Genomic DNA, 25,058 nt, shown 5'->3' on the forward strand with positions numbered 1-25,058 from the left:
AGTTATTTCCTCCTATTTAAGTGCCGTTAATTCACGATTTCGCCGCTCAAGTGTAGCTTTAATACTTTCGGCCATTTCGTTGATTTCAGCTTGCCAATTCTCATGTGGCTCTTTTGCCGTGAGCAGAAGTTTCACATGATCATGCAACAGGGAGATCTGCTGCTGCATGATATCCTCAGTAGCATATAAAGACGAATCTGATACAGGATCACTGAACTTGAATTGATCTCGCAACTTATTAAGCACCTTCTCAAGCTGTTCAGATTCTGGATTCTTCCAGCTACTTGCCAGCTCACTGATTTCATTTAATTCGCTCTGATGCTGCCGAAATGCTTGCAAGGACCTCTTCACTTGCTGTTCTTCAGTTCCGGCATTCCATCCATAAATCCCGATCACCGCCAGAGCGATTCCACCAATCAAAAGAATCAGCAGCTGTTCGACAGCATACCACAAGGGCGGCAACTCCAGTAGCCAATCGAAGACAATAGCTGATACGAATACGACAGCCGCATAGATTCCCGTGATGAATGCACCACTGAGAAGAACTGGCGATGTCCGCTTTACACTGCCTGCAGTACGGAGCCAAAAAATACAATAGCCGTATACCACACTCTCCGCCAGTAGAACAGCAGCTAGTGAAGTCACGAATCGAAACTGCGATTCAGAGAAGCCTAACCCTATAAAGGAGAACACTGTTAGTATTATAGCTGCTACATAAATAATGGTGATGATCCGAATATATCTTTTACCCTTGTTCATTATGTCCTCCTTCAGCCTGCTTTCGTTCCACACTCTGCACAGAATTTCTGTCCAGGCTTCAGCTCATGCCCGCAGCCTCCGCATTTCATAACCAAGCTGTCACCACAGTGAGGGCAGAATTTCACCCCTGGCGCTACCATTTCTCCACATTTACCACATGCTTTAGGCATTTCTTTTCCACAAGAGACACAGGAAGTCGCACCCTCAGGATTATCCGCTCCACAGGTTGGACAAGCACGATAAGGATTTCCGCAGCCAGGACAGAACTTGGCTCCAGCTTTCAGCTCATGTCCACATTCCAAACAATTGATCTTATTACCAGACGGTGTACTTTGCTGAATGCTCTCAAGAGCATGCCCACAGCCACTGCAGAACCTTCCTTCTACTGGATTCATAACTCCACACTTAGAACAGGAGCGCTCTTGGCGCACAACTGTAGTCCCTGAATCAAAATTCATCCCTCTGGTCATGCGGTTAACCATATCCATAGCCGGTCCAGCGAATCCCATACCAAGTCCAAGCCCCATCCCGGTGTTCATCATGCCTACTCCAAGATTGCCAGGATTGCCTGCTGCTTTTTCCATCGTATTAAAGCCCCGCTCCTGCTGGTAGTTGAAGCCGATAATATCCATTTCTGCTTTTTTAGCCAAAGCTTCCTTCAAACGAATCGTTGCCGGATCATCATCTGGAATATTAATCGAATCAATAAAGAAATTATTCAACTCAATGCCATTGTCTAGAAAGGTCGATGCTAATCGCCCCTGGATATGCTTTGAGATCTCTGCAACATAGGCATTAATCTCCAAGATGCTGATTTGCTTATGCACAAGGTAAGAAGAGATCAGCTCATTTATATTCGACATAAGCAAGCCACGGAAATAATTTACTAGCGTATCCTGATCAAACTGTGGAAGCGTTCCAACTAGCTGCAACAAAAATTTCCGAGGATTATCAACCTTTACACCAAACTGTCCAAAGGAGCGAACAGAGATCATAATTTTGTATTTAGGATCCTGGAGTTGTAAAGGTGCACTTGTTCCCCATTTAACATTCATCGAATTGGTCTTGTTCACGTACCATACTTCTGCTGTAAATGGTGACTTCCCACCGAAAGGAAGATTAACGATATTAGATAAAATAGGAATATTGGCGGTGCTTAGGGTGTGTCGCCCTGCCGTAAAGGAATCAAGCGCTTGTCCGCCCTTGAATAGGATCGCTTCCTGAGATTCATTAACAATTAGCTGTGTCCATGTCCCTAGCTCTTGGTTAGGATATTTCCATGCGAAAATCCCCGGTGGACCGTCGTACTTCACCACTTCTATAATGGCCATCTGCTATTCCCTCTTTCATCATCTATGATATATGAATAACGTATGCGTTCCCGGATGGGAAATTGTGTATTTCGATATTTATTGTATACGATATATATCGTGTTTTGGGTTCTTTTCATGAAAAAAATTAATGCTCGATATGGAAATAAAAAAAGCGCGACTTGTGTCTTCCTATACAGGAGAACACAAGCCGCGCTTCGTAATCAGCTAAATATTAATAGTAACTGCTGTTCTCAACGAATTCGAATTCGAAATCAGCAATACGGACAATCGTTCCCTCTACAGCACCACGTTTACGAAGCTCTGCATCCACACCCATATGACGCAGTGTCCGTGCCAGCTTCAGGATCGCATCATGTGTGCTTAGCTGCATACGTTTCAGCATACGCTCGATACGAGGGCTGCTAACAACAAACGCCTCATTATCACGTGTAATGGTAAATGAGTCATCCTCTTCAGCTTCCAGCTTATATACCTTACGTTCAGTTGTTTCTGCCACTTCTTCAACGATCGGAGCCACCGGAATACTGTCGAGAATATCCGTCGCACGATATAATAGCTCCTGCACACCCTGGCGGGTGAGCGATGAAATTGGCATAATCTCAAGATCAGGACGCAGTTCAGCTATGCGTTCCCGAAAAGAGATCAAGTTTCCCTCTGATTCAGGCATATCCATCTTGTTCGCTGCCACGATCTGTGGACGATCAATTAGATTAGCATTGTATTGCTTCAGTTCGTCATTAATTAGAACCCAATCCTCGAAAGGATCACGGCCCTCGGAGCCAGACATATCCACCACATGAATGATGATGCGCGTACGTTCAACGTGGCGCAGGAATTCGTGTCCGAGACCTATTCCTTCGCTGGCACCCTCGATTAATCCCGGCAGATCTGCCATTACAAAGCTTCGTCCATCCCCAACATCTACTACGCCCAAATTCGGTGTAATCGTTGTGAAGTGGTATGCACCAATCTTTGGTTGGGCTGCAGATACAACTGACAGCAATGTGGATTTACCCACGCTCGGGAATCCTACAAGACCTACATCAGCCATTACCTTAAGTTCCATAACCACATAACGCTCTTGGCCTTCTTCACCGTTCTCTGCAAGCTCTGGCGCAGTATTAGCAGCTGTTGCAAATCGAGTGTTACCACGGCCACCACGGCCACCACGAGCAACAACGACCTGCTGTCCATGACGAGTCATATCGGCAATGATTTCTTTCGTATCATCGTCAATCAGAATGGTTCCTGGTGGAATTCGCACGATCATATGATCAGCATTTGCTCCATGTTGACTCTTGTTCCGTCCTTTAATTCCTTTGTCAGCTTTAAAATGGCGCTGATAACGGAAATCCATCAGCGTACGCAGTCCCTCATCTACACGGAAAATAACGTCGCCACCTCGGCCTCCGTCACCACCGGCAGGACCACCCTCTGGTACATACTTCTCCCGACGAAACGCAACGAGACCATCCCCGCCGTCACCGCCTTTAACATAAATCTTAGCTTTATCTACGAACATAAATGTTCACCTTCCTCACATTTCAAGCGGCAAACGCAGCTCTACATAAGCCCTGCTGGGCTTAAACTGCTCCGCCTTCATGATTTTTCCTTGTACTATATTATAAATTTGCCCTTTGAGCTGCTCGGGATTGCCATGCTCTCCCTCACCTTCGAAGGAGATAAGAATGTCTCCTCCATCCTGAATAAAGCCAAGACGCAGCTTGCGCGTTTCACCCTGGGGAGCCAGTCCGTTATATTGATAAGCCCGTACGGTCTGCATAATCACTGAAGTCAGCTCATCTCCTGCTTCCCGATTTAGCTTGTCCTCCAGCTGCAATCCTTCCTCCACCTGAACTTCCAGTTCCAGACTAGTCCTGTACGTTCGGAAAGATTGGATATAGAAGACCAATGAAGGAATGCCCAGCTTAGCGATACGACTATCAAGCGCTATGCGTTCCTTTATTCTTTCCACACACTCCACAGATTTATCAGGCTTTCCAAGCTGAATATATCCGTAAAGAATCTGCAAATCGTTCATCCAATCATGACGATGATGATTCAGTGTCCGAATCGCCGCCTGTTGCAGAGTGTTCTCTTGTATGCGCAGTTCCCGCTCCCAATGACGCTGATTCCAAATTAAACTGAAAGCAACCGTTACCGCTACCCAAATTCCAAGCAACAGACACGTCAAAAGGGAGGTATGCCAATACACGAGTCCTAAAGGAAGCATTACGGATAACATGACTGCCCAGATTGCACTTTTCCAGGATTTCATTCTTTCTCCCCGTCCCTCAGTTCGCAAAATTCATGACTTCGTTTAGATTATTGTCCTCATCAATTACCATTTCCTAGTATAACACAGCAGTTCCCTGTAGTTCACCAGAGATAACAACGAGAATTCCACATATGTCTAAGGATCTTTATGCTTTCTTAAAACTCTGAAGGTATACGTTTCTAGAGTGCTCAAAGAGGTATCACAAACGATTCTGAATATTCTACAAAAAAGCCTCCGGCACTCATGCCGGAGGCTTCTACTTGCAAATATGGTTCCGTCAGCTTACGCTTCCAGTGCCGCTGCTACCGGAGCGACATCAACTGGGTACACGCTCACTTTTTTGCGATCGCGGCCCCAACGTTCGAACTTCACTACGCCATCAACCAATGCGAACAACGTATCATCCTTACCGATGCCTACGTTAGTGCCTGGGTGAATTTTTGTTCCGCGTTGACGAACCAAGATGTTGCCGCCGGTTACTGCTTGACCGTCAGCACGTTTCACGCCAAGACGTTTGGAGTGGGAATCACGTCCGTTTCTTGTGGAACCTACACCTTTTTTCGATGCGAACAATTGAAGATTCAATTTCAACATGTTGTCAACCTCCCTCTTTAAATATTTACTTGCTGTATCTGAATATACTTCCCGTATGATTCTGCGATATCATTTAGCATCACGACCATGGATTCAAGCAGCAATTGCACCTTCGCGGAAGTATCGAAATCATCAATGGAACTTAATGTTCCACTTAAGAATCCGTTCTTCATGGACGTATCCATGGAGATTCCGGTCAAAGTCTCAATCGAATTGACGGTTCCAACCGTTACGGCGGAAACTCCGGCACATACGATATCTTCGCCACGCTTTGCATAACCCGCGTGCCCTTTTACCTCAAAGCCAACGATAGTCCCTAGATCCGAAGATCGTGTAATCCGTACGCTAATCATTCACGCACCTTCTTACGCTTGAATCTTCTCGATAGTTACTTTCGTGTACGGTTGACGATGGCCTTGTTTCTTGTGGTAGTTCTTCTTAGGTTTGTATTTGTAAACTACAACCTTAGCGCCTTTACCATGTTTCTCGACTTTAGCTGTTACAGACGCGCCGCTTACGAGCGGAGTTCCTGCAGTCAGACCACCTTCGTTAGAAACAGCCAATACACGGTCAAAAGTTACACTTGCGCCGTCTTCAGCTTCCAACTTCTCAATGAACAAAACATCGCCCTCTTGGACTTTGTATTGTTTACCGCCAGTTTCGATAATTGCATACATTTTACTTGCACCTCCTCATGTCTCAGACTCGCCTAGTCTAGGTGGCAGATTCCCGTGGGAACTGCACTTATGTACCCGATCGGAGCGGTTACAGCATGTGCAGGATCAAATCAATCAAACACATACTTGAAGATATTATCATACTTATCGCCTATCGTCAACTCATTCCATCCATTCTCCAACTTTTCCGGTACCGCCACAGCACTGACAAAGGATAGGTGCGAAGCTGGCTGAATCATGTCTTGCCTTCTTCCGGGTCATCTCGAGTAGTCCAAGTCTTGTCCAACCCAGAATATGTGTTTTGGTTCGATCCTTGCAGATCACTTTCTCAAGCCGCTCGGTAACCATTTTACGGTGTACTTCTTGCTCCATATCAATAAAGTCGACAATAATGATTCCACCTGTATCTCGTAAACGGATCAGACGACCAATCTCCTCTGCTGCAAGCAAATTAGTATTCGTTACCGTCTCTTCAAGCGATGCTCCTCCAATGTATTGCGCGGTATTGACATCAATAACGGTGAGTGCCTCCGTCTCATCCCAGATCATTGTTGCTCCGCCCTCCAGCGTGATCTTGCGGCTGAAGCTCTTATGCAGTTGATCCTGAACTCCATAAGCTGTGAAAATGGACTCTGGTCCATTATACAAACTTACAGGCTTGTACCCTTCAGGCGCCATGTCATCCAGAAATGCCGTGGCTTCTCTAACTGCAGCTGGAGAATCGATAATCAACTGATCTCGCTGTGGATTAAATGCATCTCTTATAAAGCGCTGAACAATACTAAGATCACGATGCAATAGAGCTGGGGCTTCTGCGGTTTGCGCCCGACGTGTAATGTTATCCCATTGTGCGCGTAGAAATGAAAGATCACCTTCCACCGCTTCATGTGGCTCATCCTGAGAAACGGTCCGCATAATAAGCCCCTCTTCTTTCATTCGCAGACGTTCACCAATGCCTTTGAGACGGCTACGTTCTGCATCGCGACTTATTTTTTTAGAAACACCCACGTAATCTGCAAAAGGCATATACACCATCCAGCGGCCAGGCAATGTATAATGGGTCGTTACACGCGCACCTTTGCCCCCACTTGGCTCTTTTCTTACTTGTACAACAATATCCTGACCAGGCTGCAAAAGCGTCTCAATTGAGGGCTTCACATCCGGCTGTTTATCCAAATGAGGGTGCAATACATCATCAACATATAAAAAAGCATTCTTCTTCTGCCCAATGTCAACAAAAGCAGCCTGCATACCTGGGAGTACGTTAATCACACGGCCTTTATAATAACTTCCGACCAACCCTTGCTGCTGATCGCGTTCAGCCGCGTACTCCACAAGCCTTCCGTTCTCCAGAAGAGCCATTCGGGTAATGTGCTGCGTGCAGTGAACGATCATCTGTTTCATGGCTTCACCTCTGGTTTCGTTCATTCATTCATCTCTTCTCATTCTCTGCATTAATACACTATATTCCGAAGTAGGTAGATATTAAGCGCTGTTCCGGCACAACAGCAACAACATTGCCTTTGCCGTTTAACACATAGATAAAATGATATTGATTACGTTTAAATAGACGCAATATAGCATCTAAAGGTTTCGCAGATAAGGCAACAATTGGACGAGCCACACTTCCTGTCCGTAAATGATACTCATAGACAGCCTCTCTATTCATCAAAAAAGCAACGAATCGGTACGGTAAATTCCGATGATCCGTGAAATTTGAATACAGCAGAAAAGCCCCGATCATGACCATATTCAGCCTCAGACCTCCACCCGCTCCAAGGGGCAATAGCGCATAAACAATCACAAGAATGCTTGCAGCAACACTCACTCGTCCACTCCACAGCAAAGTATAGTAATAAGGGAGGAATAGACTAACCGTAGCCTGAAGTACTTTTCCTCCATCAAGTGGTAGAACAGGCAATAGATTAAAGAGCGCGATAATGGCATTGGCATTTATAAAATAGGTTAAAAACTCCTGATTGCCATAGCCTGCTTGCTGAAGCCCAAGAGCAATAACAATCATGATTCCATTTTGCAGCGGACCGGCAAGTGCAATTCCAATCTCACGACTAGCTGTAAGCCGCCCATGATCTTCAATAACCGCAACTCCGCCAAACGGAAGAAGTTGAACCGACTTGACTGTAACACCAACAAGAAGGGCCGCTACGACATGTCCTAATTCATGAATGAGGACAATCGTAAATAAAGTAAGCAACTCCAGAAATTGTCCCGTGAGTACAGAGAACAGCATAATGATTACGAACAATGGATGTAGTGACAGATCAATCCCTAAGATCCTAATCAAACGATATCACTTCTGTAGGATCAATATAAGTCTTGTCTTTCATCACTGCAAAAAACAGTGTTGGAGCTGCGGAGCCCTCTTTCTCCATCATCCAGCCGAGTGCATCTCCGCTTTGAATCCAGTCATCAATCTCCAGTTTGGTGCCGCTTAAATGTCCGTATTCTGCAGAGATTCCACCAGCATGTTGGACCGCAATTCGAATGCCACCGTCCAATTCTTTAGAGATGGAAAGAACGCGCCCCATGTCTATACTCTTCACCGTCACATTTATAGTTGAATCGATTTGAGGCATAATTTCCACACCTTTTAGCGTGGACGCAAAAGGCTGAACAATGCTCCCAATTACCGGAGCGCTAAGCTCATGATGAGCTGCTGCCTTTTGAGCAGGTTCATCTTTGTCACCAAATATCGGAATGAACGCCGGTGCACCGTTAAAATTCTCCTCGTACCAGACCCGCACTGCTGTGAAATCCATGTCATTGCTCAAGGCATCACTAATAAAGGCTTGAACCTTATAGGACCATGGCTCGTGAACCGCAAAAATCCCCCAAACCGCTCCAAACACAAGCACACTGGCCACAACCCGTCGAATAAAACCGGCAGAAAAATTAGAACCGCCTCCGCCAGGTTCCTCCCAGCCCCCGCGTCTCTCTTTCCACATTACTTCTGGATCAGGCTCAATAGATGATTGCTCCTCATTCTTCTTAAATCCGGTTCCCCACTCCTTGAAGCTCGTACTCTTTTCGGGCATAACGAATAACGGAGGTACCCCCGCTGTTTCTATATCCGGGATTTCCTCCAGCAAACTACGAATACGCTCCTTGCGGCGATTCTTGATATCTGATTTCAGATCCATATTTATCCCTCCGGACGGGCTTGTTTTACTTCCATTTTATGAAGCACGGAAGTCTCTTTAGAACAAGCCCGTCCAAGGTGGAGCACTTAAATGCCAGAAACGTTCATACGTTCTTATATTTCCAAAAAAATAAATCCCACCCTTAGATTTCTCTAGTGGTGGGACCGTTTATGCTTCTATAGTAAGATTGCTTGGTGCAAAATTAAGCCATACCGAAAAATTTCTTGAATTTCTTAAATGCTCCCGGTTTCCGATCAAGCTGCATCAGCGGTACAGCATCACCTAGAATTCGACGTGCAATATTGCGGTAGGCAATAGCTGCTGAAGAATCAGGATTCATAACTGTAGGCTCTCCGCTATTAGCGGCTTTAATGACTAATTCATCATCCGGAACAATTCCGATGAGATCAATATTCAACACCTGTAAAATATCCTCAATATCAAGCATATCCCCAGACTTTACTAGACCTGGACGAATACGGTTTACCACCAATTTTGGCGATTCCACATGCGACTGTTCGAGCAGTCCGATAATACGATCCGCATCCCGTACAGCAGCATGCTCAGGTGTGGTAACCACGATCGCTTTATCCGCACCGGCGATCGCATTCCGGAAGCCATGTTCAATCCCTGCCGGACAATCAATCAGAATATACTCATATTCCTTCTTCAGTTCAAGAATGATATCTTTTACTTGTTCAGGAGTGACGGACGTTTTATCCTTCGTTTGAGCTGCAGGCAACATGTACAACTCATCGAAGCGTTTGTCTTTAACGAGTGCTTGATTTAGGCGACAACGACCCTCCGCTACATCCACAAGATCATAAATTATACGATTCTCAAGCCCCATTACTACATCCAGATTACGCAGTCCAATGTCGGTATCGACGAGACATACTTTTTTACCCTGCAGTGCAAGTGCGGTTCCAATATTGGCTGTTGTGGTTGTTTTGCCAACTCCGCCTTTGCCCGAGGTTACGACTATCGCTTCTCCCATGGAGGCTACACCCCTTTAAACACATTTAAATCCTGACGTACTTTGACTAAATTATGAATTTTATCGATTTGCATAGCTCCGTTCGTTAAATATGCAAACTCCATACTGCTTTCTCGGGTTTCCCACTCATCGGGAGGACGACTGATAATATCAGCAATTCGCAGTTGTGTTGGAGACATTAATGAAGCAGCGATAATCGCTTCTTCATTACCATCTACTCCAGCATGCGCCATACCTCTAAGTGATCCTAGAATATAGATATCGCCTGAACAGGTTATGGTCCCTCCTGGGTTCACATCCCCCAGATATAAAAGATTTCCATCATGGTGCAGCACCTGACCGGAACGAAGAATCCCACTCATTAGAAACAACGCGTCATTATCCTCACTGCCGGGCACTGGAAGCGCCTCTATGGAACGAATCAGTAGGTTTCCCTGTCCCTTCAGAATCTCCAGCACAGCTTCCTTATCTTCCTCAGTTACAGGACGATTGCCCAGCTTAATATCCACATGGACAATCGGTCCAGTCAAAATATTTTGATGGCTGTGCTCCAGCTTATAGCGAAGCTCGCTCAGAAGATCTTCGAAGGGACACTTGTCGTCTAGCAGGAATATCAGGCCATCCTTGATGCCCTTAATCCTTACATGCTTGGATTTTACTGTCATATGCCTGGCCCCCTATCCTCATTCATTCGTGCCGGGCCCCTTAAATTCCTGCTTTATAAAGAAAGAAAATAGAAGCCTCTTTATGCCGCTTCTTCCGTACTCTTCTCTTTCTTGATCAGCTCAAGCTGGCGTCGTAACGGTATGTAGAGGATCAGAGCAATAGCAAAATGAAAGAGCATCGTTGGCAGCATATGATTCAAAATCGCCCAGCTATAAGGTTCCTGATTGAGATTGAATACACTATAAATACCAAATAACACACTATCCTCTAGCAAGCTTCCGAGCAGAATCACAGTCATCATAAGAGGCAGTGGAGCACGCGGAATCTGAAACAGAAGGCCGATTAAATAAGCCGACAGACCCATCGCAAAAGAATGTGCTCCTAGAATTCTGCCATAAAAAACGATATCATGTAATATTCCGAAAGTTAGACCCAGTATAAGTGCTGTATGACGATGGTGATATACAGCCACGAACAATAGTACAACAAACACTAGATTCGGAATAATTCGCATCTGCCAAACATCTGGAATCAGCCAAGGCAGAATGGTTCCCTCCAGAATAAACAAGAGGAACAGTAACAGAACAAGAACAGATCTGCGCATATTCACTATTCAGCACGCTCCTCCGTAAAAACAACAATCAGCTGCTTCCAGTCTTGAAATTCTGCTGAAGGCTTAATTACTGCTGTGGAGGTTAATCCAAATTCACCAACCTCAACGCTTTCAACTGTACCGATGGTCAATCCTCGCGGATACAATCCCCCAATACCGGAAGAAACTATAACATCCTTCGGCGCAATAGGATCACCTGGCGGGATCTTGTTCATCAATAACTTGTTTGTCTTAGGATCATAGCTTTCAATCATACCAAAGGTTTTGCCTTCTTTGGAAATAGCGGTTGCCGCAATTGGCGGCTGAGAATTAGGGTCATTCGTATCCATCATGGTCATCAGCTTCACAGTAGAAGTGAAATTGCTGACTTGACTAATAACGCCCACCAAACCATCAACAGAAATCACGGACATATTCGGTCTAACACCATCTTTGGAGCCTAAATCGATTACAATCGTACTATTGCTTGGTTCTGTAGTCTGACTAATTACCTGAGCAATATGATATTCATATTTATACAATTTCTTCTGTTCCTCAGTGAACTTCCATTGTTTTTCCAAGTCATCATTCCGTGCCTTGATGAAATTATACTGGGCTTTATCACGCGCATATTGGGCGGCTAGAATTTTCAGCTGCTCATTTTCCTCAGCAAGATCTTTCAGATTTCCGATATCTTCAAACAAGCCCGCTACATATCCAGCGGGCTTGTAGAACATTTTTTGCACGAAACCAGTCGTATCTCTAAGGAAATTCTCCGGCCAGGACAAAGATTTCCTTGTTCCCAAGCTGAAGCCCATCACCACAATGAACAGCACCAGTGTAATCAACAGAATAAACAGACGTTTATTGCTTAAGAGTTTAAACAGTTTCAACACCCTCTAACAACAGTATTTCTCCCATAACAGGGGTTGACTTACACAAGTGGCAATACATAGGCTTATCTCTTAGAGCGAAGACTGGAACTGCTGCGACTCTTGAACAAATGGATATTATCAAGCGCCTTTCCTGTTCCAATAGCTACGCAATCAAGAGGATTCTCAGCAACAATAACTGGCATTCCAGTCTCGCGCGCAAGCAGTTTGTCTAAGTTACGAAGCAAGGCGCCTCCACCTGTCAAGACAATCCCGCGATCCATAATATCTGCTGCAAGCTCCGGTGGACATTTTTCCAAAGTTACTTTAACAGCTTCAATAATAGAATTCACTGTGTCGGACAATGCTTCACAGATCTCATCAGAAGTGATTGTAAGCGTCTTTGGTAGACCTGTTACGAGATCGCGTCCGCGAATTTCCATAGTCTCAGCCTTCTCAAGTGGCAGGGCAGAACCCACATCCATTTTAAGCTGTTCCGAAGTACGTTCACCAATCATCAGATTGTATTGACGTTTGATGTACTGAATGATAGACTCATCCGCTTCATCACCCGCAACACGTACGGAACGACTAGTAACAATACCACCGAGTGAAATTACAGCAACTTCAGTGGTACCTCCGCCGATATCAACAACCATACTTCCTGTTGGCTCCCATACCGGTAGATCTGCACCGATCGCTGCAGCAAAAGGTTCCTCGATAATGTAAGCTTCGCGAGCACCAGCTTGTCTAGTAGCATCTTCTACGGCACGTTGCTCTACAGCAGTAATGCCGGATGGTACGCAGACCATTACATTAGGGTGACGTTGGAACATAGAACGCTGTTTTTGTGCTTGACGGATAAAATATTTAATCATCGTAGCCGTTGTGTCAAAATCAGCGATTACGCCATCCTTCATCGGACGGATCGCACGGATGTTTCCCGGTGTACGGCCGATCATTTTTTTAGCGGATTCACCCACGGCTTCAATCGTCTTAGTGTCAGTGTTAATGGCAACAACGGAAGGCTCTCTTACAACGATCCCCTTACCGCGTACATAGACAAGCGTATTTGCTGTCCCCAAGTCAATTCCTAAATCTTTCGTAAAACTACCCAACATGCTAATTCTCCTTTTCCTAAGTGAATCTTCACATTTATATTACATGTGTCCTTTTTCTTTCAAGCTTACAAAGCTGCTATCACCGATAATTAGATGATCTAACACGTCTATTCCGACAATCTCGCCTGCCTGAAGCAGTCTTGAGGTCAAGGAGATATCCTCCGGACTAGGCGTTGGATCACCACTAGGATGATTATGTGCGCATATGATAGAAGCACTACTACATTTTATAGCTGCTCGGAATACCTCACGAGGATGAACAATCGAAGCGTTAAGACTGCCCATAGACAACGTTTCTTGTCCAATCACGTGATTCTTCGTATTCAGAAACAGGCAGACAAAATGCTCCTTCTGCAAATAACGCAACTGCTCAGTCAGAATCTCCGCAGCGTCCCCAGGACAGCGGATAATGACCGGCATAGTAAACCTGGAGTTCGCAAGGCGCCTTCCAAGTTCGATGCCTGCTTTTAGTTGCACGGCCTTGGCAGGGCCAATACCTTTGATTTCGGTCAGTTCTTCGATGCTAAGGTCAACTAGCCCACGCAGGCCACCGATCTTCCCCAGCATCTGCTGTGCAATATGAATAGCCGATTCACGGCGTGTTCCCGTACGCAGCAGAATGGCTAACAACTCCGCTTGACTTAATGATTCCGCCCCATAATGCATCATGCGCTCTCTTGGTCGTTCTTCATGGGGGAGGTCCCGCAGCATAACTGGTTGCGACTCCATCCCTATCCCTCTTTCCCAAGCTTCCTACCGGTTCAATACAGTTATACCGAACTCGGACAGCATCTCGCCAAGAAGCGACAGCGGCAATCCGACAACATTGAAATAACAGCCTTCAATTCGTTCCACCAAGATGGAGCCAAGCCCTTGTATCGCATAAGAGCCAGCCTTATCAGCGGGCTCTCCCGTAGCTATATAAGCAGCAATTTCTTCGTCAGTCATTGCTCTCATCGTTACGGAAGTAACACGGTGCTCCACTATAGTCTTCCCTTGCGGAAGCCCGATACAGGCGACACCAGTATATACCTTATGATTCCGGCCCTGAAGTCTAGTAAGCATCGTTTTGCTGTCCAGCTCGTCCACCGGTTTGCCTAGCACAGTATTATCTAGCACAACAATCGTGTCACTTCCGACGATTACTGCGTTACGCTCTCCTGCTGCAGCTACTACGGCCTCTGCTTTACGCAAAGCCAGACTGCGCACGATCTGCTCCGGTGTAAAGTCCGGTGGTGTGCTCTCGTCAGCTTCGCTGGTAATAACCTCAAAAGGCAAGCCCAGTAAAGACAAAAGCTCTCGTCGACGCGGTGAACCTGAGGCTAAAATAATGAGTTGTGAGTTGTCCACGTTGTAAACGTCCCTTCTTGATCAGTAACGAGAGTTACAGTCTTCGGTACAGCCATACAGCTGTAATAATACCGACGAGACTTAGCATGCACAATTTCAAATGAATAGTGATGTCATAGGTTATGATATCCAAATCGGCTCGCGGAGACCACTTAAGCACAGTCGATGTTGTTAGAAAAGAAAGAGCCTTTACCGGCTGCAGTAGCTTGGCGATCCAGGCTCCAGCCAGCCAGCCTAGAATTAGAAATAACAGCAGTGTTCCTACATTTTTCTTCTTCATCTCAGTCTTCCCTCGCCATTTTTTGACACCCTAATTATTATACGGTGAAATTGTGATCAATACAAACGTAAAATCCCTTACGGTAATGTTTACCACCATTTGCACTAAAAGTTGCGGAGCGATACCGCCCTCTGTATCAATTATAGTTAATGTTATATAGGGATAATTTCCTCTATCGCGCCAAACAGCAAGCCCCCAAAATAGGAGGCTTGCTGTCTTTTCAATCACCTGTCTATCATTCAATTCATTGCAGATAGCAGCTGTTTCTGGCTAGTCAAGAAGCTCAACATCGATTCTTGCACTTCCCAAAGGAGGCCCTGCGCCTTGTTCTTGTTATATTCACTCCATGCTGAAATTCCTTGGCTCATAGATTTCTCTAGCGCTGCACAAATGCTCTTTGCTTCTGGAGATACGCCTTGCTCCATCACTTTGACGGCTTCACTCCATTGCAAATGAAGATCACTCACAGCGGAGGTATTTGCTGCCGTACCCGTTTGACCAGCGCTTAATAAAGAAGCGGATTGACTGCTTAGTTCACTAAGCAGTTGCCCACTCACAGAGAAATAGTTCTTCACAGCCTCTGCATTTCCGGAATAGACAAGCCGTTCTGCCCCGGGAAGTGCCACCTCTCTCACATACAACTCAATCCCTTGATTCTTTAGACCGCTGCTTAGCAGCTTGGCCTGTTCACGGTCTGATGACATTCCAGCATACACACGATTGCCGTCAGCAGGGTCCAAACCCGCAGCCAAGCCTGCGGTTAACAGCTCTTGACGAGCCTGTTCGGCACCTGCGGGCGTACTGAATACTCCGTACTGCAGCAGATAATAGCTTTGCGCGGCTACTTGAACAGGGATACTATTCTTCCCGGCATTTTCAGTCCCTGTAACCGGCAATCCCGATGTACCAACACCAGCCGGATCTTTAGTTCCACTAGTCTGCTCTGAAGTAGCCATCGTGTCCGCAATCCCATTTCCAGAACTACTCTCCATATTCCCTCCATAAAAAAAGGAAAGTGCAGCATATCCAAGCAGCAGGCCTGTACCGATGGCTCCCGTAACAGAAAGAGCTAACTTCCACCAATAAGAAGGACGCCGGGTATGATAGGAACCTCCGTAACTGCCAGTGGATATATTCTCTAATTTATCTCTGCTATCTGAAACCATATCTGAAAGAAGATACGATTGCTGTGTATATCGAAAATCTTTATCCCGTTCGTCCCATTCTTCCTGACGTGGATCTACAGTTCCCGAGTAATAGTCGTAGGAATCTTCCGGTGGTGCCTCACGCGTAGAACGAAAATCCGGCTCATAAATCCATGTTTGCTGTGCTGGGCCTACCTCTTGTCGCAGTTCCTCAGCATACTCCTCAGCTGTGCCTAGTCCGCCATTTGACCAGCGCTCCACCACCTTAGGCTTTGGTTTAGGCTCGTCCTTGTTCACGTCAAATCGGAATGTCATTCTTCCGTTATTCAACAGTTACACCTCACCTCATCTAATCTATAAGTAAATATATGATAGACAATAGAGAGATATGCTATTTTTAAGCTATAGGAATAGTGAAAGATTATGCAGATTCAGTTTACATTACATGTAACTTTTATATACTATATAAAAAGAGCTAAAAGCCTACACTATACTAGGGAAACTAGGAATGGGCTTTAGTTCACTACTGATTAGGAGGGCTTTTTCTGAAACAAAAAATTCAAGCAGCTATTGTGGGCTACGGTAATTTAGGTAAAGGTGTACGTAAAGCTATTAACCAAAGTGAAGATATCGAGCTAGTTGCGATCTTTACGCGCAGAGAACCTGGACAACTGGAAGCCGGAGAAGCCGGTGTGAAGTTCGAGCACATCTCTGCCGTCGAACAATATAAGGAAAAAGTGGATGTTATGATTCTATGCGGAGGATCGGCTACCGATCTGCCAGAACAAACGCCAGCCATTGCCCGGATGTTTAATACCGTGGACAGCTTTGACACTCATGCCAAAATCCCTGAATTCTACGAAGCCGTTGATGCCGCAGCTAAACAAGGTGGAACGCTCAGCGTAATTTCCACTGGCTGGGATCCAGGTCTATTCTCAATGAACCGCCTGCTGGCTGAAGCGATTCTTCCGCAAGGTAAAGAATATACCTTCTGGGGCAAAGGAGTCAGCCAAGGCCACTCCGATGCGATTCGCAGAGTGGATGGCGTTAAGGCTGGTGTACAATATACCGTTCCAGTACAAGAGGTTATTGATGCCATTCGCGCTGGAGAAACTCCAGAGCTTACCACTCGTGAGAAGCATCTTAGAGAGTGTTTTGTAGTTGCTGAGGCAGGTGCAGACGAGGCGCGTATTCGCGAAGAAATCGTAACTATGCCGAACTATTTTGCCGATTATGATACTACGGTTACCTTCATCTCTGAAGAAGAACTAGCTGCTGAACATAGTGGCATTCCGCATGGCGGATTTGTTATTCGTAGCGGTGTAACAGGGGAAGGCACGAAGCAGATTGTTGAATTCGGCCTGAAGCTGGAGAGCAATCCAGAATTTACAGCTAGTGTTCTCGTGGCATATGCCAGAGCCGCTCAGCGTATGAGTCAAGAAGGACAGAGCGGAGCTCGTACAGTATTCGATATTCCCCTTGGAATGCTGTCTCCGAAATCTCCAGGAGAATTGCGCCGTAACCTGCTGTAAAATCATACAAGAATAAAATAACCCGCGTAGGACCGTGAACCGTCCTCGCGGGTTATTTTATTTATAGCAGGTAGAGCCTTCTCGGGCATACCTTTTATACCAGACTAAGAATCTTACTCTTTACATAATTCACTTCGTAATCCTTCAACAACGTGCGATGCGCCCGATCAGCAATAATAGTAGCCATTTCAGGATTCTTTAGTAGTGTTATTACACTAGCAACAACATCAACAGAGGTATTAGCAAGCAAAATATTTCGGTTATGCTCACAGTTCAATCGCTCGCATATTGTAGAACTAGTAACCACCGGTGTTTTGAGAGCCCATGATTCCAGAATGTTCCTGGAGACTTCGCAGCCTTCACGGATAGGCACTAGAACCGCTTTAGCTCGACGTATATAATCTGCAGATGGTTTCAAAGGTCCAGTGATAACTACCGATACATCCTCCCTTACGAGCGTCATCACTTCCGGATGAACCTCTTGACTGGTGATGTAACACTTGATATCAGGCACTTGTTCCTTAATCAATGGGTAGCTCTTCTTAAAGAAGCTTTGAGCGGCTTTAATTCCTTGTCTGGTGTTCATATTCCAGTGCAGAACCATTGAATTTTCTTTCGCTACAGGCTCAGTAAAAGCATTGTATTCGTTCATTTTTATGAAATGAGGAACGACATGGACCTTACGAGCATCCGCAAAGGATAGAGATTTGAATGAAAGGGCATCCCATTCCGAGGTTGCCAAGAGTACACCCGTTTTATTCATTAGTCTCCGCTTATTTCGCCGAACCAAAGCCTCATTTAGTTTATGATAAGGATTAATGTTGCTCGGCTTCCCATTTTCTTTTCCAACGGCAAACCCGCTCTCAAAACGATACGTATCTGTAATAACACTTGCATCAGGAAGCAGATTACGAACCATATCAATGCAATTCCCCAGCAAGCTATGTGATATAAATATATGTCTGTAATTATTCGATCTACAAAGTTCCATAATGATGCTCTTCATGTCTTTATCAGCATGACTCCGATTAGTGAAATTCCGCATTTTATGTAAGGGACGCAGCACGGACCTCCATGAGGCAATGTTCCCATTTATGTAATGAACCGTTAGTGCAGTCCCATCAATTGTAGACATATCCTTGTGGGTACTGGCATACGTCAGTAAATCAATATCAAATTTTCCAAGCAAAATCTCGAGAATACTCCCTGTTCTCATTTCTCCTTCTAGATCCTCTGCGCTTTGATTCTGGGCTGATAGGAACAGCATTCTTTCTCGCATGACTCTGGCTCCTTGTATATTTGTAATAAATCCACTCTTTCTATCACTGCAACTTTAGATGCAGTTCAATAGTAACTCATTTCATATAAAATTTTTGTCGATTTATAGGGGAACCTTTAAATTTTTTATGTGTTTTCATACTTCATTCGAAAATCATTGCGACAAACCTTTATAAATCGCCATTTTTCTGATAATTGAATCCAAAAAACTCTTTTTCCAGTTATACATGATCATGAATTTTTTTATACATAAAATCCATGATCGTTAGGTATTATGTACTATTCGTTATGCAAACAAAAAAGTGCCATCCTCGTCTACTGACGAAAGGACGACACTTCAATATTTTCGTAGCTTCTAACGACGCAGTTCCGACCCTTTTTCTTAGCCTGATACAATGCATTATCACAAAGCTTGTAGAGATTGTTCAGAGAAAAAAGTTCGCCCGATTCTATCGTGATGACTCCAATGCTGATTGTGTAATGTAGCGGTATGCCATGAATAATTGATCCTATAACGGCTTCGCGCATTCCTTCAGCAATAAGATCACTACTTTTTTCATCGGCGCTATGCAGGAGCACTGCGAACTCTTCTCCACCAAATCTTCCGATCAGATCACTATGGCCAAGTTGTTGCTCTATTTTATATGTCAGATCTCTCAGTACTTGGTCTCCCGTATTATGCCCGTATCAGGAAAAAAGTTAATCCTCTACTGACAGCACTATAGCATTCTATGACGATATCGGCAAATGCTCTACCATACAAAAAAACACTTCCCCCTAAGCTCCTTCAGATAAACACATAGATTATCTGAACGAAACTTGGGGGAAGTGCTATTGAAGAGAGAATATGAATATTCTCGGATTGGCCTCGATCTGCATTGTATTAATGCTTCTTCAAACCGTCAGCCAGTGCGTATCCGACCTTCCAGATATCGCCTGCGCCCATCGTAATCACGAGGTCGCCTGGGGCAATACGAGGTGTCAGATCAGCAAGCACATCTTCTTTGGTTGGAAGATGTCTTGCGCCAGCATTACTGTTCTGCACAATAAGCTCAACCAGCTTCGCGGATGTAACACCCTCAATCTGCTTCTCACCTGCAGGAGAGTAGATGTCGGTAATGATTACTTCATCTGCTTCGCTAAAGGCGCGGCTGAAAGCATCTAACAGGAAGAACGTACGTGTATACCGCTGAGGCTGGAATACGGCAATAATCCGTTTTCCCGTTGCCTTAGCAGCACTGATTGTCGCTTGAATTTCAGTTGGGTGATGCGCATAATCATCGATGACCAGAATGTCATCGACTTCTCCGAGCACTTGAAAACGGCGCTTCGCACCGTGGAATTTCACAATCGCTTCAGCGATCTTTTCAAAGGAGATCCCTGATTTCAAACAAGCGATTACCGCAGCCATTGAATTATAAAGATTGTACTGTCCGGGAACTGAAAGTTCAATACGTCCAAGTACTTCTCCATTATGGTTCATCGTATAAGATACCTGACGATCGCCCAGAACAATATCAGTGGCAATATAATCTGCAGTCTTCGACTTAATGCCGTAAGTAATCACCTTACCTGACACTTCAGGCAATAAAGAAATCACGTTTTCGTCATCTGCACACACAATTGCAGTGCCATCTTCACGGGTCTGGTTCATAAATTGTACGTAAGCAGCCTTGAGACGGTTAAAATCTCCGCCGTAATTCTCCAGGTGATCTGCTTCCACATTCGTAACAATTCCAAGCCAAGGATGGTAGTGCAAGAAAGAGCCATCGCTCTCATCCGCTTCTGCAACTACATAGTCGCCTTGTCCTGCCTTAGCATTCGTGCCGACGTTCATAATCTCTCCGCCGATAATATACGTAGGGTCCACTTCACACTCTTCCATCACAAGTGCAATCATGGAGGAGGTGGTTGTTTTACCATGCGCTCCGGCAACGGCTACCCCTTTACGTTCGTTCAATAAACGAGCCAGCATTTGTGAGCGATGTAGAATCGGAATCTTAAGACGCTCTGCTTCCACCCATTCCACATTATCGCTAGACAAAGCCGTAGAGTATACGACTAGATCCGCACCTTTTACTTGTTCCGCCGTATGCCCAATATAAATTTTGGCACCTTTGGCAATCAATTTATCCGTTAATTCTTGGGCAGCCACATCGGAGCCCGTAACTGTATATCCCATTTCTAGCATTACTCGGGCAATCGCGCTCATACCGTAGCCGCCGATCCCTATAAAATGCACACGTTCAGTAGTATCCAACAGTCGTCACCAGCCTTTTTCAGTATCGGGTTGCTGCAAAAGTGTACCGCGTACGTCAGAGATTAAATACAGCGTACCAGATACGACGGCAAGGTCATCCTCCGCTGTAATCGACTTCAGTAGCTGCAGCGCTTTTCCCCAATTATGTTCTATTATGATTGCCAAGTTCTCCTTGGCATATTTCTCCCGCAAACTTTCTGCGATAACCTTCAGATTCTCCGCGTCCATTTTGTTCTGGAAATCCGGTTCGGTCAGGATGAGCGTATCCACTATAGGCAGTATATGCTTAAAGTAGGATTCATGATGCTTATTTGACAGCATTCCCATAAGTAAATTTAATTTACCATATTGATAGAGCTGAGGCAGACTTTTAGCAAGACTCTCCGCGCCTTCCGGATTATGTGCTCCGTCCAGTACAATCCTTGGAGACGTACTTACCTCTTCCAGCCTTCCAGCCCAGAATGCATGTCGCAAACCTTCAAGAACATCTTCATCCTCAAGCATAAAGGCCATATACTGGCGCAGAACCTCAAGTACCATCATGGCTCCTGCCGCGTTGCTAATCTGGTGCTCGCCTTTCATTACGATCTGAGCTTCAAGCGAACGGAAGGGACCCTTAAAATGAAAAGTCTGCACGCCCTCACGGATTCCACTAGCTTCATAACTAAAATCTTCTCCCGCAAGATAGAGAGTAGAGCGGCAAGTCGCTGCTTTCTCTTTCAGAACCGCCACGACTTCAGGCTGAGTTACGCAGCTAACAACAGGAACACCTTGCTTGATAATTCCGGCTTTCTCCATTGCTATCTTTTCTAGCGTATCTCCCAAAATATCCATGTGATCATGACCGACATTAGTAATCACAGAAACAATCGGAGTAACGATATTCGTTACATCCAGCCTTCCCCCAAGCCCGGTCTCCCATACGACAACATCAGGACAAGAGACGCCCGCAAAAAATAGAATGGCCACAGCTGTAGTTACCTCGAACATCGTAGGTGAGCCAAACTCCGTTTCCGCAATTTCTTGGACCAATGGGCGTAGTTGGTTAACAAGCTCGATAAGAGTTTCTTCAGAGATGTCCGTATTATTAAATTGGAACCTGTTTGTGAACTTTGTAATATACGGAGACGTAAAGGTGCCAACAGAATAGCCGCTTTGAATAAGTGCACTAGATAAAAAAGCACAAGTAGAACCTTTGCCGTTCGTACCCGCCACATGAATAAATTTCAGTCGACGGTGCGGATTTCCCAGCTTGTCCATCAACATCTCAATTCTATCTAAACCTGGCCGGATCCCAAAAGGGATTAGGCTCTTGATCCAATCAACCGCTTCGGTGTATGTCGCAAGAGGGGCGGTGTTTCCGCCCCGATTTAGGTCATCCATGTCTCTTATCCTCTCAGCTCTGCGATGCGGGCAAGTACTTTCTCACGTTTAGCAGAATAATCTGCCTGCTTCGCCCGTTCCTCTTCGATAACTTTAGCAGGAGCCTTGGCCACGAAGCCTTGATTGCTCAACTTTTTCTCTACGCGTTCTACTTCGCTGTTCAGCGTCTGTACTTCTTTTTCCAGACGAGCGATTTCTTGTTCAATATCAATGAGTCCCGACAATGGCAGAAGCAGTTCTGCTCCTGTTACTACAGCGGACATTACCTTATCCGGCGTTTCCGGATTCAGGCCAGCTTCGAAAGAAGACGTATTGCAGAAGCGTCCAATATAGTTGTCGTTACGAGTGATAATACTCAGCGTCTCTTCATTACCCGCTTTGATGATCAATTCAACCTTTTTGCTCATCGGTACATTCACTTCAGCACGGATATTACGAACGGCCCGGATTACATCCATCAACAGGTTCATTTCCGCTACCGCCTGCGGGTTCTCCAGAGCAGCATCATACTCTGGCCATGCAGCCAGGGTAATCGTCTCCCCTTCATGTGGCAGGTGCTGCCAGATTTCTTCCGAAATAAACGGCATAAACGGATGAATCAGACGCATTGTGCGATCTAGTACATAGGCAAGTACAGACTGTGTCTTAGCTTTGGCTGCGACGTCTGATCCGTAAAGTGACAGCTTCGCGAACTCAATATACCAGTCACACAGATCGTCCCAGATGAAATTGTACAATTGGCGGCCGGTCTCACCGAACTCGTACGAGTCAATTAGACGCGTAATTTCACGAGAAGTTTCGTTCAGACGGTGCAGAATCCAGCGATCAGCAGTACTTAACTCACCAGTAATGTCAATATTCTCAAAGCTTACACCTTCCAAATTCATGAGGGCAAAGCGTGACGCATTCCAGATCTTATTGGCAAAATTACGCGCCTGCTCAACCTTTTCCCAGCGGAAACGCAGATCCTGTCCAGCTGTGCTTCCGGTAGAAATCATGTAGCGCATTGCATCTGCGCCATACTTCTCGATGACTTCAAGCGGGTCTACGCCGTTTCCGAGCGACTTGGACATTTTTTGGCCTTCGGAATCCCGTACTAATCCATGCATCAATACATCGGAGAATGGTTTCTCTCCGGTAAATTCGAGGGCTGAGAAGATCATCCGCGCTACCCAGAAATAAATAATATCGTAGCCCGTTACGAGCACATCGTTCGGATAGTAGCGTTTGAAATCTGCACTGTTCTCATCCGGCCACCCTAGAGTGGCGAACGGCCACAGATTGGAGCTGAACCAAGTATCCAGTACATCCTCGTCCTGTTTCAAATCAGTTAAGCCGCTGATCCGGCGCGCTTCTTCCTCGTCATTCGCCACAACCACTTCACCAGTAGACTCGGAATACCAAGCTGGAATACGATGTCCCCACCACAGCTGGCGGGAAATACACCAATCGCGTACGTTCTCGATCCAATTCAGGTAAGTTCTCTCGAAACGGTCCGGTACAAAGTTAACCCCGTTACCATCCTTCTGTGCATTGATCGCAGCTTCGGCGAGGGGCTGCATCTTCACGAACCATTGTGTGGACAAGTATGGCTCAACAACGGCTCCAGAGCGTTCGCTGTGTCCCACTTGATGCACATGATCTTCAATAGAGATCAGTACACCTTGTTCCTTCAGGTCAGCCGTGATAGCCTTACGGCATACACTCCGGTCTTGACCTTGGTAAGGTCCTGCTTCCTCATTCATCGTACCGCTCTCATCCATTACGTTGATCTGCGGTAAGTTGTGACGTTGACCCATCTCGAAGTCATTCGGGTCATGAGCCGGAGTAATCTTAACTGCACCACTACCAAACTCTTTGTCTACATAATCATCAGCGATAATTGGAATCTCACGACCGATAATCGGCAGGATCAACGTTTTGCCGATCAGATCTTTATAACGATCGTCTTCCGGATGAACAGCAACCGCCGTATCGCCCAGCATCGTCTCCGGACGTGTAGTCGCTACTGTAATAAATCCGCTACCGTCTTTGAGCGGGTAACGCAGGTGATACAAGTGTCCGTTAACTTCCTTATATTCAACCTCGATATCCGACAATGCCGTGCGGGCAGCAGGGTCCCAGTTAATAATGCGTTTGCCGCGGTAGATCAAGCCTTTATTGTAGAGCTTAACGAATACCTCGCGTACAGCTTTCGACAAACCTTCATCCAAGGTAAAACGTTCGCGGGAATAGTCAAGGGAAAGCCCCATTTTAGCCCACTGTTCATGAATGGTGTTGGCATATTTATCTTTCCAGTCCCACACCTGCTCTAGAAACTTCTCACGTCCGAGATCATGTCTAGAAATTCCCTGCTCGCGCAGCTTTTGCTCTACCTTCGTCTGTGTTGCGATACCGGCATGGTCCGTACCCGGTAGCCAAAGCGTGTCGAAGCCCTGCATCCGTTTCGTACGAATCAGGATATCCTGAAGCGTGAAATCGAGCGCATGCCCAATGTGCAGCATTCCCGTTACATTTGGTGGTGGGATTACAATGCTATATGCTTTCGCATCTGGACGCCCGCCTGCACGGAAATACCCACCTTCTGTCCAGTAGGAATACCACTTGGTTTCTGCCGATTTCGGATCATACGTTGTTGGCATTTCGTTCTTAGAGTCATTCGCAGCGGCAGCATCTGCCGCTGTATCTTGCAGATTCGGCAACTCTGTCCCTGATAGATTGTTTTGGTCAGCCATTCTCTGATACCTCCACTTGGTTACTTGTAGTTTCTTAATAAGAA

The 25,058-nt window shown here is 45.6% G+C and carries 25 protein-coding genes, 1 pseudogene and 1 other annotated feature; of the genes and pseudogenes, 1 reads left to right on the top strand and 25 read right to left on the bottom strand.

Translation table 11 applies throughout. The annotated features are described in order from the left end of the window. Positions 1 to 12: 12 nt before the first annotated feature. From MHH52_RS23095 to MHH52_RS23190, 20 genes are all read right to left on the bottom strand, one after another. On the bottom strand, positions 13 to 759 hold the full coding sequence (locus MHH52_RS23095; RefSeq protein ID WP_340004615.1) for a hypothetical protein: 747 nt from the start codon (positions 757 to 759) through the stop codon (positions 13 to 15). Positions 760 to 770: 11 nt separating this feature from the next. Further along, positions 771 to 2,090 (bottom strand): SPFH domain-containing protein, encoded by a 1,320-nt coding sequence (locus MHH52_RS23100; protein ID WP_313636710.1) that lies wholly within the window; start codon positions 2,088 to 2,090, stop codon positions 771 to 773. A 214-nt stretch (positions 2,091 to 2,304) separates the two neighbouring features. Next, the gene (gene obgE, locus MHH52_RS23105) at positions 2,305 to 3,615 is read right to left on the bottom strand and encodes a GTPase ObgE (protein WP_313636709.1); all 1,311 of its coding nucleotides are present in this window, start codon (positions 3,613 to 3,615) and stop codon (positions 2,305 to 2,307) included. Between the two features lie 15 nt (positions 3,616 to 3,630). After that, positions 3,631 to 4,371 carry a Spo0B domain-containing protein gene (locus MHH52_RS23110; RefSeq protein ID WP_313636708.1) on the bottom strand — a complete coding sequence of 247 codons (741 nt, stop codon included), beginning with the start codon at positions 4,369 to 4,371 and terminating at the stop codon, positions 3,631 to 3,633. A gap of 282 nt (positions 4,372 to 4,653) precedes the next feature. Then, positions 4,654 to 4,965 carry a 50S ribosomal protein L27 gene (gene rpmA, locus MHH52_RS23115; RefSeq protein ID WP_340004617.1) on the bottom strand — a complete coding sequence of 104 codons (312 nt, stop codon included), beginning with the start codon at positions 4,963 to 4,965 and terminating at the stop codon, positions 4,654 to 4,656. A gap of 17 nt (positions 4,966 to 4,982) precedes the next feature. Further along, positions 4,983 to 5,318: a ribosomal-processing cysteine protease Prp gene (locus tag MHH52_RS23120; protein ID WP_340004619.1), complete on the bottom strand. Its 336-nt coding sequence runs from the start codon at positions 5,316 to 5,318 to the stop codon at positions 4,983 to 4,985. Between the two features lie 12 nt (positions 5,319 to 5,330). Further along, positions 5,331 to 5,642, bottom strand: a complete 312-nt coding sequence (gene rplU / locus MHH52_RS23125; protein ID WP_042130566.1) for a 50S ribosomal protein L21 — start codon at positions 5,640 to 5,642, stop codon at positions 5,331 to 5,333. A 14-nt stretch (positions 5,643 to 5,656) separates the two neighbouring features. Then, positions 5,657 to 5,742: a sequence feature (ribosomal protein L21 leader region), on the bottom strand. Between the two features lie 62 nt (positions 5,743 to 5,804). Beyond that, entirely contained in the window at positions 5,805 to 7,046 is a 1,242-nt protein-coding gene (locus tag MHH52_RS23130) for an Rne/Rng family ribonuclease (protein ID WP_340009780.1), read from the bottom strand. A gap of 58 nt (positions 7,047 to 7,104) precedes the next feature. Beyond that, positions 7,105 to 7,947 carry a M50 family metallopeptidase gene (locus tag MHH52_RS23135; protein WP_340004621.1) on the bottom strand — a complete coding sequence of 281 codons (843 nt, stop codon included), beginning with the start codon at positions 7,945 to 7,947 and terminating at the stop codon, positions 7,105 to 7,107. Then, the gene (locus MHH52_RS23140; RefSeq protein WP_340004623.1) at positions 7,940 to 8,803 is read right to left on the bottom strand and encodes a M23 family metallopeptidase; all 864 of its coding nucleotides are present in this window, start codon (positions 8,801 to 8,803) and stop codon (positions 7,940 to 7,942) included. Before MHH52_RS23140 ends, MHH52_RS23135 begins: the two co-directional genes overlap by 8 nt. A 202-nt stretch (positions 8,804 to 9,005) precedes the next feature. Further along, positions 9,006 to 9,800 (bottom strand): septum site-determining protein MinD, encoded by a 795-nt coding sequence (minD, locus tag MHH52_RS23145; protein WP_042130573.1) that lies wholly within the window; start codon positions 9,798 to 9,800, stop codon positions 9,006 to 9,008. 5 nt (positions 9,801 to 9,805) lie between these two features. Further along, positions 9,806 to 10,465 carry a septum site-determining protein MinC gene (gene minC / locus MHH52_RS23150; RefSeq protein ID WP_042191171.1) on the bottom strand — a complete coding sequence of 220 codons (660 nt, stop codon included), beginning with the start codon at positions 10,463 to 10,465 and terminating at the stop codon, positions 9,806 to 9,808. An 80-nt stretch (positions 10,466 to 10,545) separates the two neighbouring features. Next, positions 10,546 to 11,076, bottom strand: a complete 531-nt coding sequence (mreD, locus tag MHH52_RS23155) for a rod shape-determining protein MreD (RefSeq protein WP_340004626.1) — start codon at positions 11,074 to 11,076, stop codon at positions 10,546 to 10,548. Further along, a complete protein-coding gene (gene mreC / locus MHH52_RS23160; protein ID WP_340004627.1) occupies positions 11,076 to 11,954 on the bottom strand; it encodes a rod shape-determining protein MreC in 879 nt (292 codons plus the stop codon). Before mreC ends, mreD begins: the two co-directional genes overlap by 1 nt. A gap of 62 nt (positions 11,955 to 12,016) precedes the next feature. Further along, on the bottom strand, positions 12,017 to 13,051 hold the full coding sequence (locus MHH52_RS23165; RefSeq protein WP_340004629.1) for a rod shape-determining protein: 1,035 nt from the start codon (positions 13,049 to 13,051) through the stop codon (positions 12,017 to 12,019). Positions 13,052 to 13,090: 39 nt separating this feature from the next. Further along, positions 13,091 to 13,780: a DNA repair protein RadC gene (gene radC / locus MHH52_RS23170; protein ID WP_340004631.1), complete on the bottom strand. Its 690-nt coding sequence runs from the start codon at positions 13,778 to 13,780 to the stop codon at positions 13,091 to 13,093. Positions 13,781 to 13,804: 24 nt separating this feature from the next. Continuing rightward, on the bottom strand, positions 13,805 to 14,401 hold the full coding sequence (locus MHH52_RS23175) for a Maf family protein (protein ID WP_313636699.1): 597 nt from the start codon (positions 14,399 to 14,401) through the stop codon (positions 13,805 to 13,807). A 34-nt stretch (positions 14,402 to 14,435) separates the two neighbouring features. After that, entirely contained in the window at positions 14,436 to 14,681 is a 246-nt protein-coding gene (locus MHH52_RS23180) for a DUF4321 domain-containing protein (RefSeq protein ID WP_042191180.1), read from the bottom strand. Positions 14,682 to 14,711: 30 nt separating this feature from the next. Next, positions 14,712 to 14,924 (bottom strand): hypothetical protein, encoded by a 213-nt coding sequence (locus tag MHH52_RS23185; protein WP_340004633.1) that lies wholly within the window; start codon positions 14,922 to 14,924, stop codon positions 14,712 to 14,714. Continuing rightward, positions 14,921 to 16,156 carry an SPOR domain-containing protein gene (locus MHH52_RS23190; protein WP_340004635.1) on the bottom strand — a complete coding sequence of 412 codons (1,236 nt, stop codon included), beginning with the start codon at positions 16,154 to 16,156 and terminating at the stop codon, positions 14,921 to 14,923. Before MHH52_RS23190 ends, MHH52_RS23185 begins: the two co-directional genes overlap by 4 nt. A 215-nt stretch (positions 16,157 to 16,371) precedes the next feature. On the opposite strand from MHH52_RS23190, the gene MHH52_RS23195 reads away from it, so the two are divergent. After that, on the top strand, positions 16,372 to 17,358 hold the full coding sequence (locus MHH52_RS23195; RefSeq protein ID WP_340009782.1) for a diaminopimelate dehydrogenase: 987 nt from the start codon (positions 16,372 to 16,374) through the stop codon (positions 17,356 to 17,358). Positions 17,359 to 17,452: 94 nt separating this feature from the next. On the opposite strand, the gene MHH52_RS23200 is transcribed toward MHH52_RS23195, so the two are convergent. The 5 genes and pseudogenes from MHH52_RS23200 to MHH52_RS23220 form a co-directional block, all read right to left on the bottom strand. Next, positions 17,453 to 18,637: a glycosyltransferase gene (locus MHH52_RS23200; RefSeq protein WP_340004636.1), complete on the bottom strand. Its 1,185-nt coding sequence runs from the start codon at positions 18,635 to 18,637 to the stop codon at positions 17,453 to 17,455. Positions 18,638 to 18,951: 314 nt separating this feature from the next. After that, positions 18,952 to 19,311 (bottom strand): annotated as a pseudogene (locus MHH52_RS23205) (GGDEF domain-containing protein); the annotation flags it as partial. Between the two features lie 208 nt (positions 19,312 to 19,519). Beyond that, on the bottom strand, positions 19,520 to 20,896 hold the full coding sequence (murC, locus tag MHH52_RS23210; protein WP_340004638.1) for a UDP-N-acetylmuramate--L-alanine ligase: 1,377 nt from the start codon (positions 20,894 to 20,896) through the stop codon (positions 19,520 to 19,522). Between the two features lie 6 nt (positions 20,897 to 20,902). After that, on the bottom strand, positions 20,903 to 22,279 hold the full coding sequence (locus MHH52_RS23215) for a folylpolyglutamate synthase/dihydrofolate synthase family protein (protein ID WP_340004640.1): 1,377 nt from the start codon (positions 22,277 to 22,279) through the stop codon (positions 20,903 to 20,905). 5 nt (positions 22,280 to 22,284) lie between these two features. Further along, positions 22,285 to 24,921, bottom strand: coding sequence for a valine--tRNA ligase (locus MHH52_RS23220; protein ID WP_340009784.1), 2,637 nt, complete (start codon positions 24,919 to 24,921; stop codon positions 22,285 to 22,287). Positions 24,922 to 25,058 lie beyond the last annotated feature (137 nt).

The organism is Paenibacillus sp. FSL K6-0276 (assembly GCF_037977235.1).
Lineage (GTDB): Bacteria > Bacillota > Bacilli > Paenibacillales > Paenibacillaceae > Paenibacillus_AQ.

What these genes read in the sequence shown, in the direction of transcription:
- MHH52_RS23200 (WP_340004636.1), bottom strand. Translation starts at nt 18,637, where the DNA reads ATGCGAGAAAGAATGCTGTTCCTATCAGCCCAGAATCAAAGCGCAGAG.
- MHH52_RS23110 (WP_313636708.1), bottom strand. Translation starts at nt 4,371, where the DNA reads ATGAAATCCTGGAAAAGTGCAATCTGGGCAGTCATGTTATCCGTAATG.
- MHH52_RS23180 (WP_042191180.1), bottom strand. Translation starts at nt 14,681, where the DNA reads ATGAAGAAGAAAAATGTAGGAACACTGCTGTTATTTCTAATTCTAGGC.
- MHH52_RS23165 (WP_340004629.1), bottom strand. Translation starts at nt 13,051, where the DNA reads ATGTTGGGTAGTTTTACGAAAGATTTAGGAATTGACTTGGGGACAGCA.
- MHH52_RS23220 (WP_340009784.1), bottom strand. Translation starts at nt 24,921, where the DNA reads ATGCCAACAACGTATGATCCGAAATCGGCAGAAACCAAGTGGTATTCC.
- MHH52_RS23100 (WP_313636710.1), bottom strand. Translation starts at nt 2,090, where the DNA reads ATGGCCATTATAGAAGTGGTGAAGTACGACGGTCCACCGGGGATTTTC.
- minD (WP_042130573.1), bottom strand. Translation starts at nt 9,800, where the DNA reads ATGGGAGAAGCGATAGTCGTAACCTCGGGCAAAGGCGGAGTTGGCAAA.
- rplU (WP_042130566.1), bottom strand. Translation starts at nt 5,642, where the DNA reads ATGTATGCAATTATCGAAACTGGCGGTAAACAATACAAAGTCCAAGAG.
- MHH52_RS23140 (WP_340004623.1), bottom strand. Translation starts at nt 8,803, where the DNA reads ATGGATCTGAAATCAGATATCAAGAATCGCCGCAAGGAGCGTATTCGT.
- minC (WP_042191171.1), bottom strand. Translation starts at nt 10,465, where the DNA reads ATGACAGTAAAATCCAAGCATGTAAGGATTAAGGGCATCAAGGATGGC.
- MHH52_RS23130 (WP_340009780.1), bottom strand. Translation starts at nt 7,046, where the DNA reads ATGAAACAGATGATCGTTCACTGCACGCAGCACATTACCCGAATGGCT.
- MHH52_RS23215 (WP_340004640.1), bottom strand. Translation starts at nt 22,279, where the DNA reads ATGGATGACCTAAATCGGGGCGGAAACACCGCCCCTCTTGCGACATAC.
- obgE (WP_313636709.1), bottom strand. Translation starts at nt 3,615, where the DNA reads ATGTTCGTAGATAAAGCTAAGATTTATGTTAAAGGCGGTGACGGCGGG.
- radC (WP_340004631.1), bottom strand. Translation starts at nt 13,780, where the DNA reads ATGGAGTCGCAACCAGTTATGCTGCGGGACCTCCCCCATGAAGAACGA.
- rpmA (WP_340004617.1), bottom strand. Translation starts at nt 4,965, where the DNA reads ATGTTGAAATTGAATCTTCAATTGTTCGCATCGAAAAAAGGTGTAGGT.
- MHH52_RS23120 (WP_340004619.1), bottom strand. Translation starts at nt 5,318, where the DNA reads ATGATTAGCGTACGGATTACACGATCTTCGGATCTAGGGACTATCGTT.
- MHH52_RS23095 (WP_340004615.1), bottom strand. Translation starts at nt 759, where the DNA reads ATGAACAAGGGTAAAAGATATATTCGGATCATCACCATTATTTATGTA.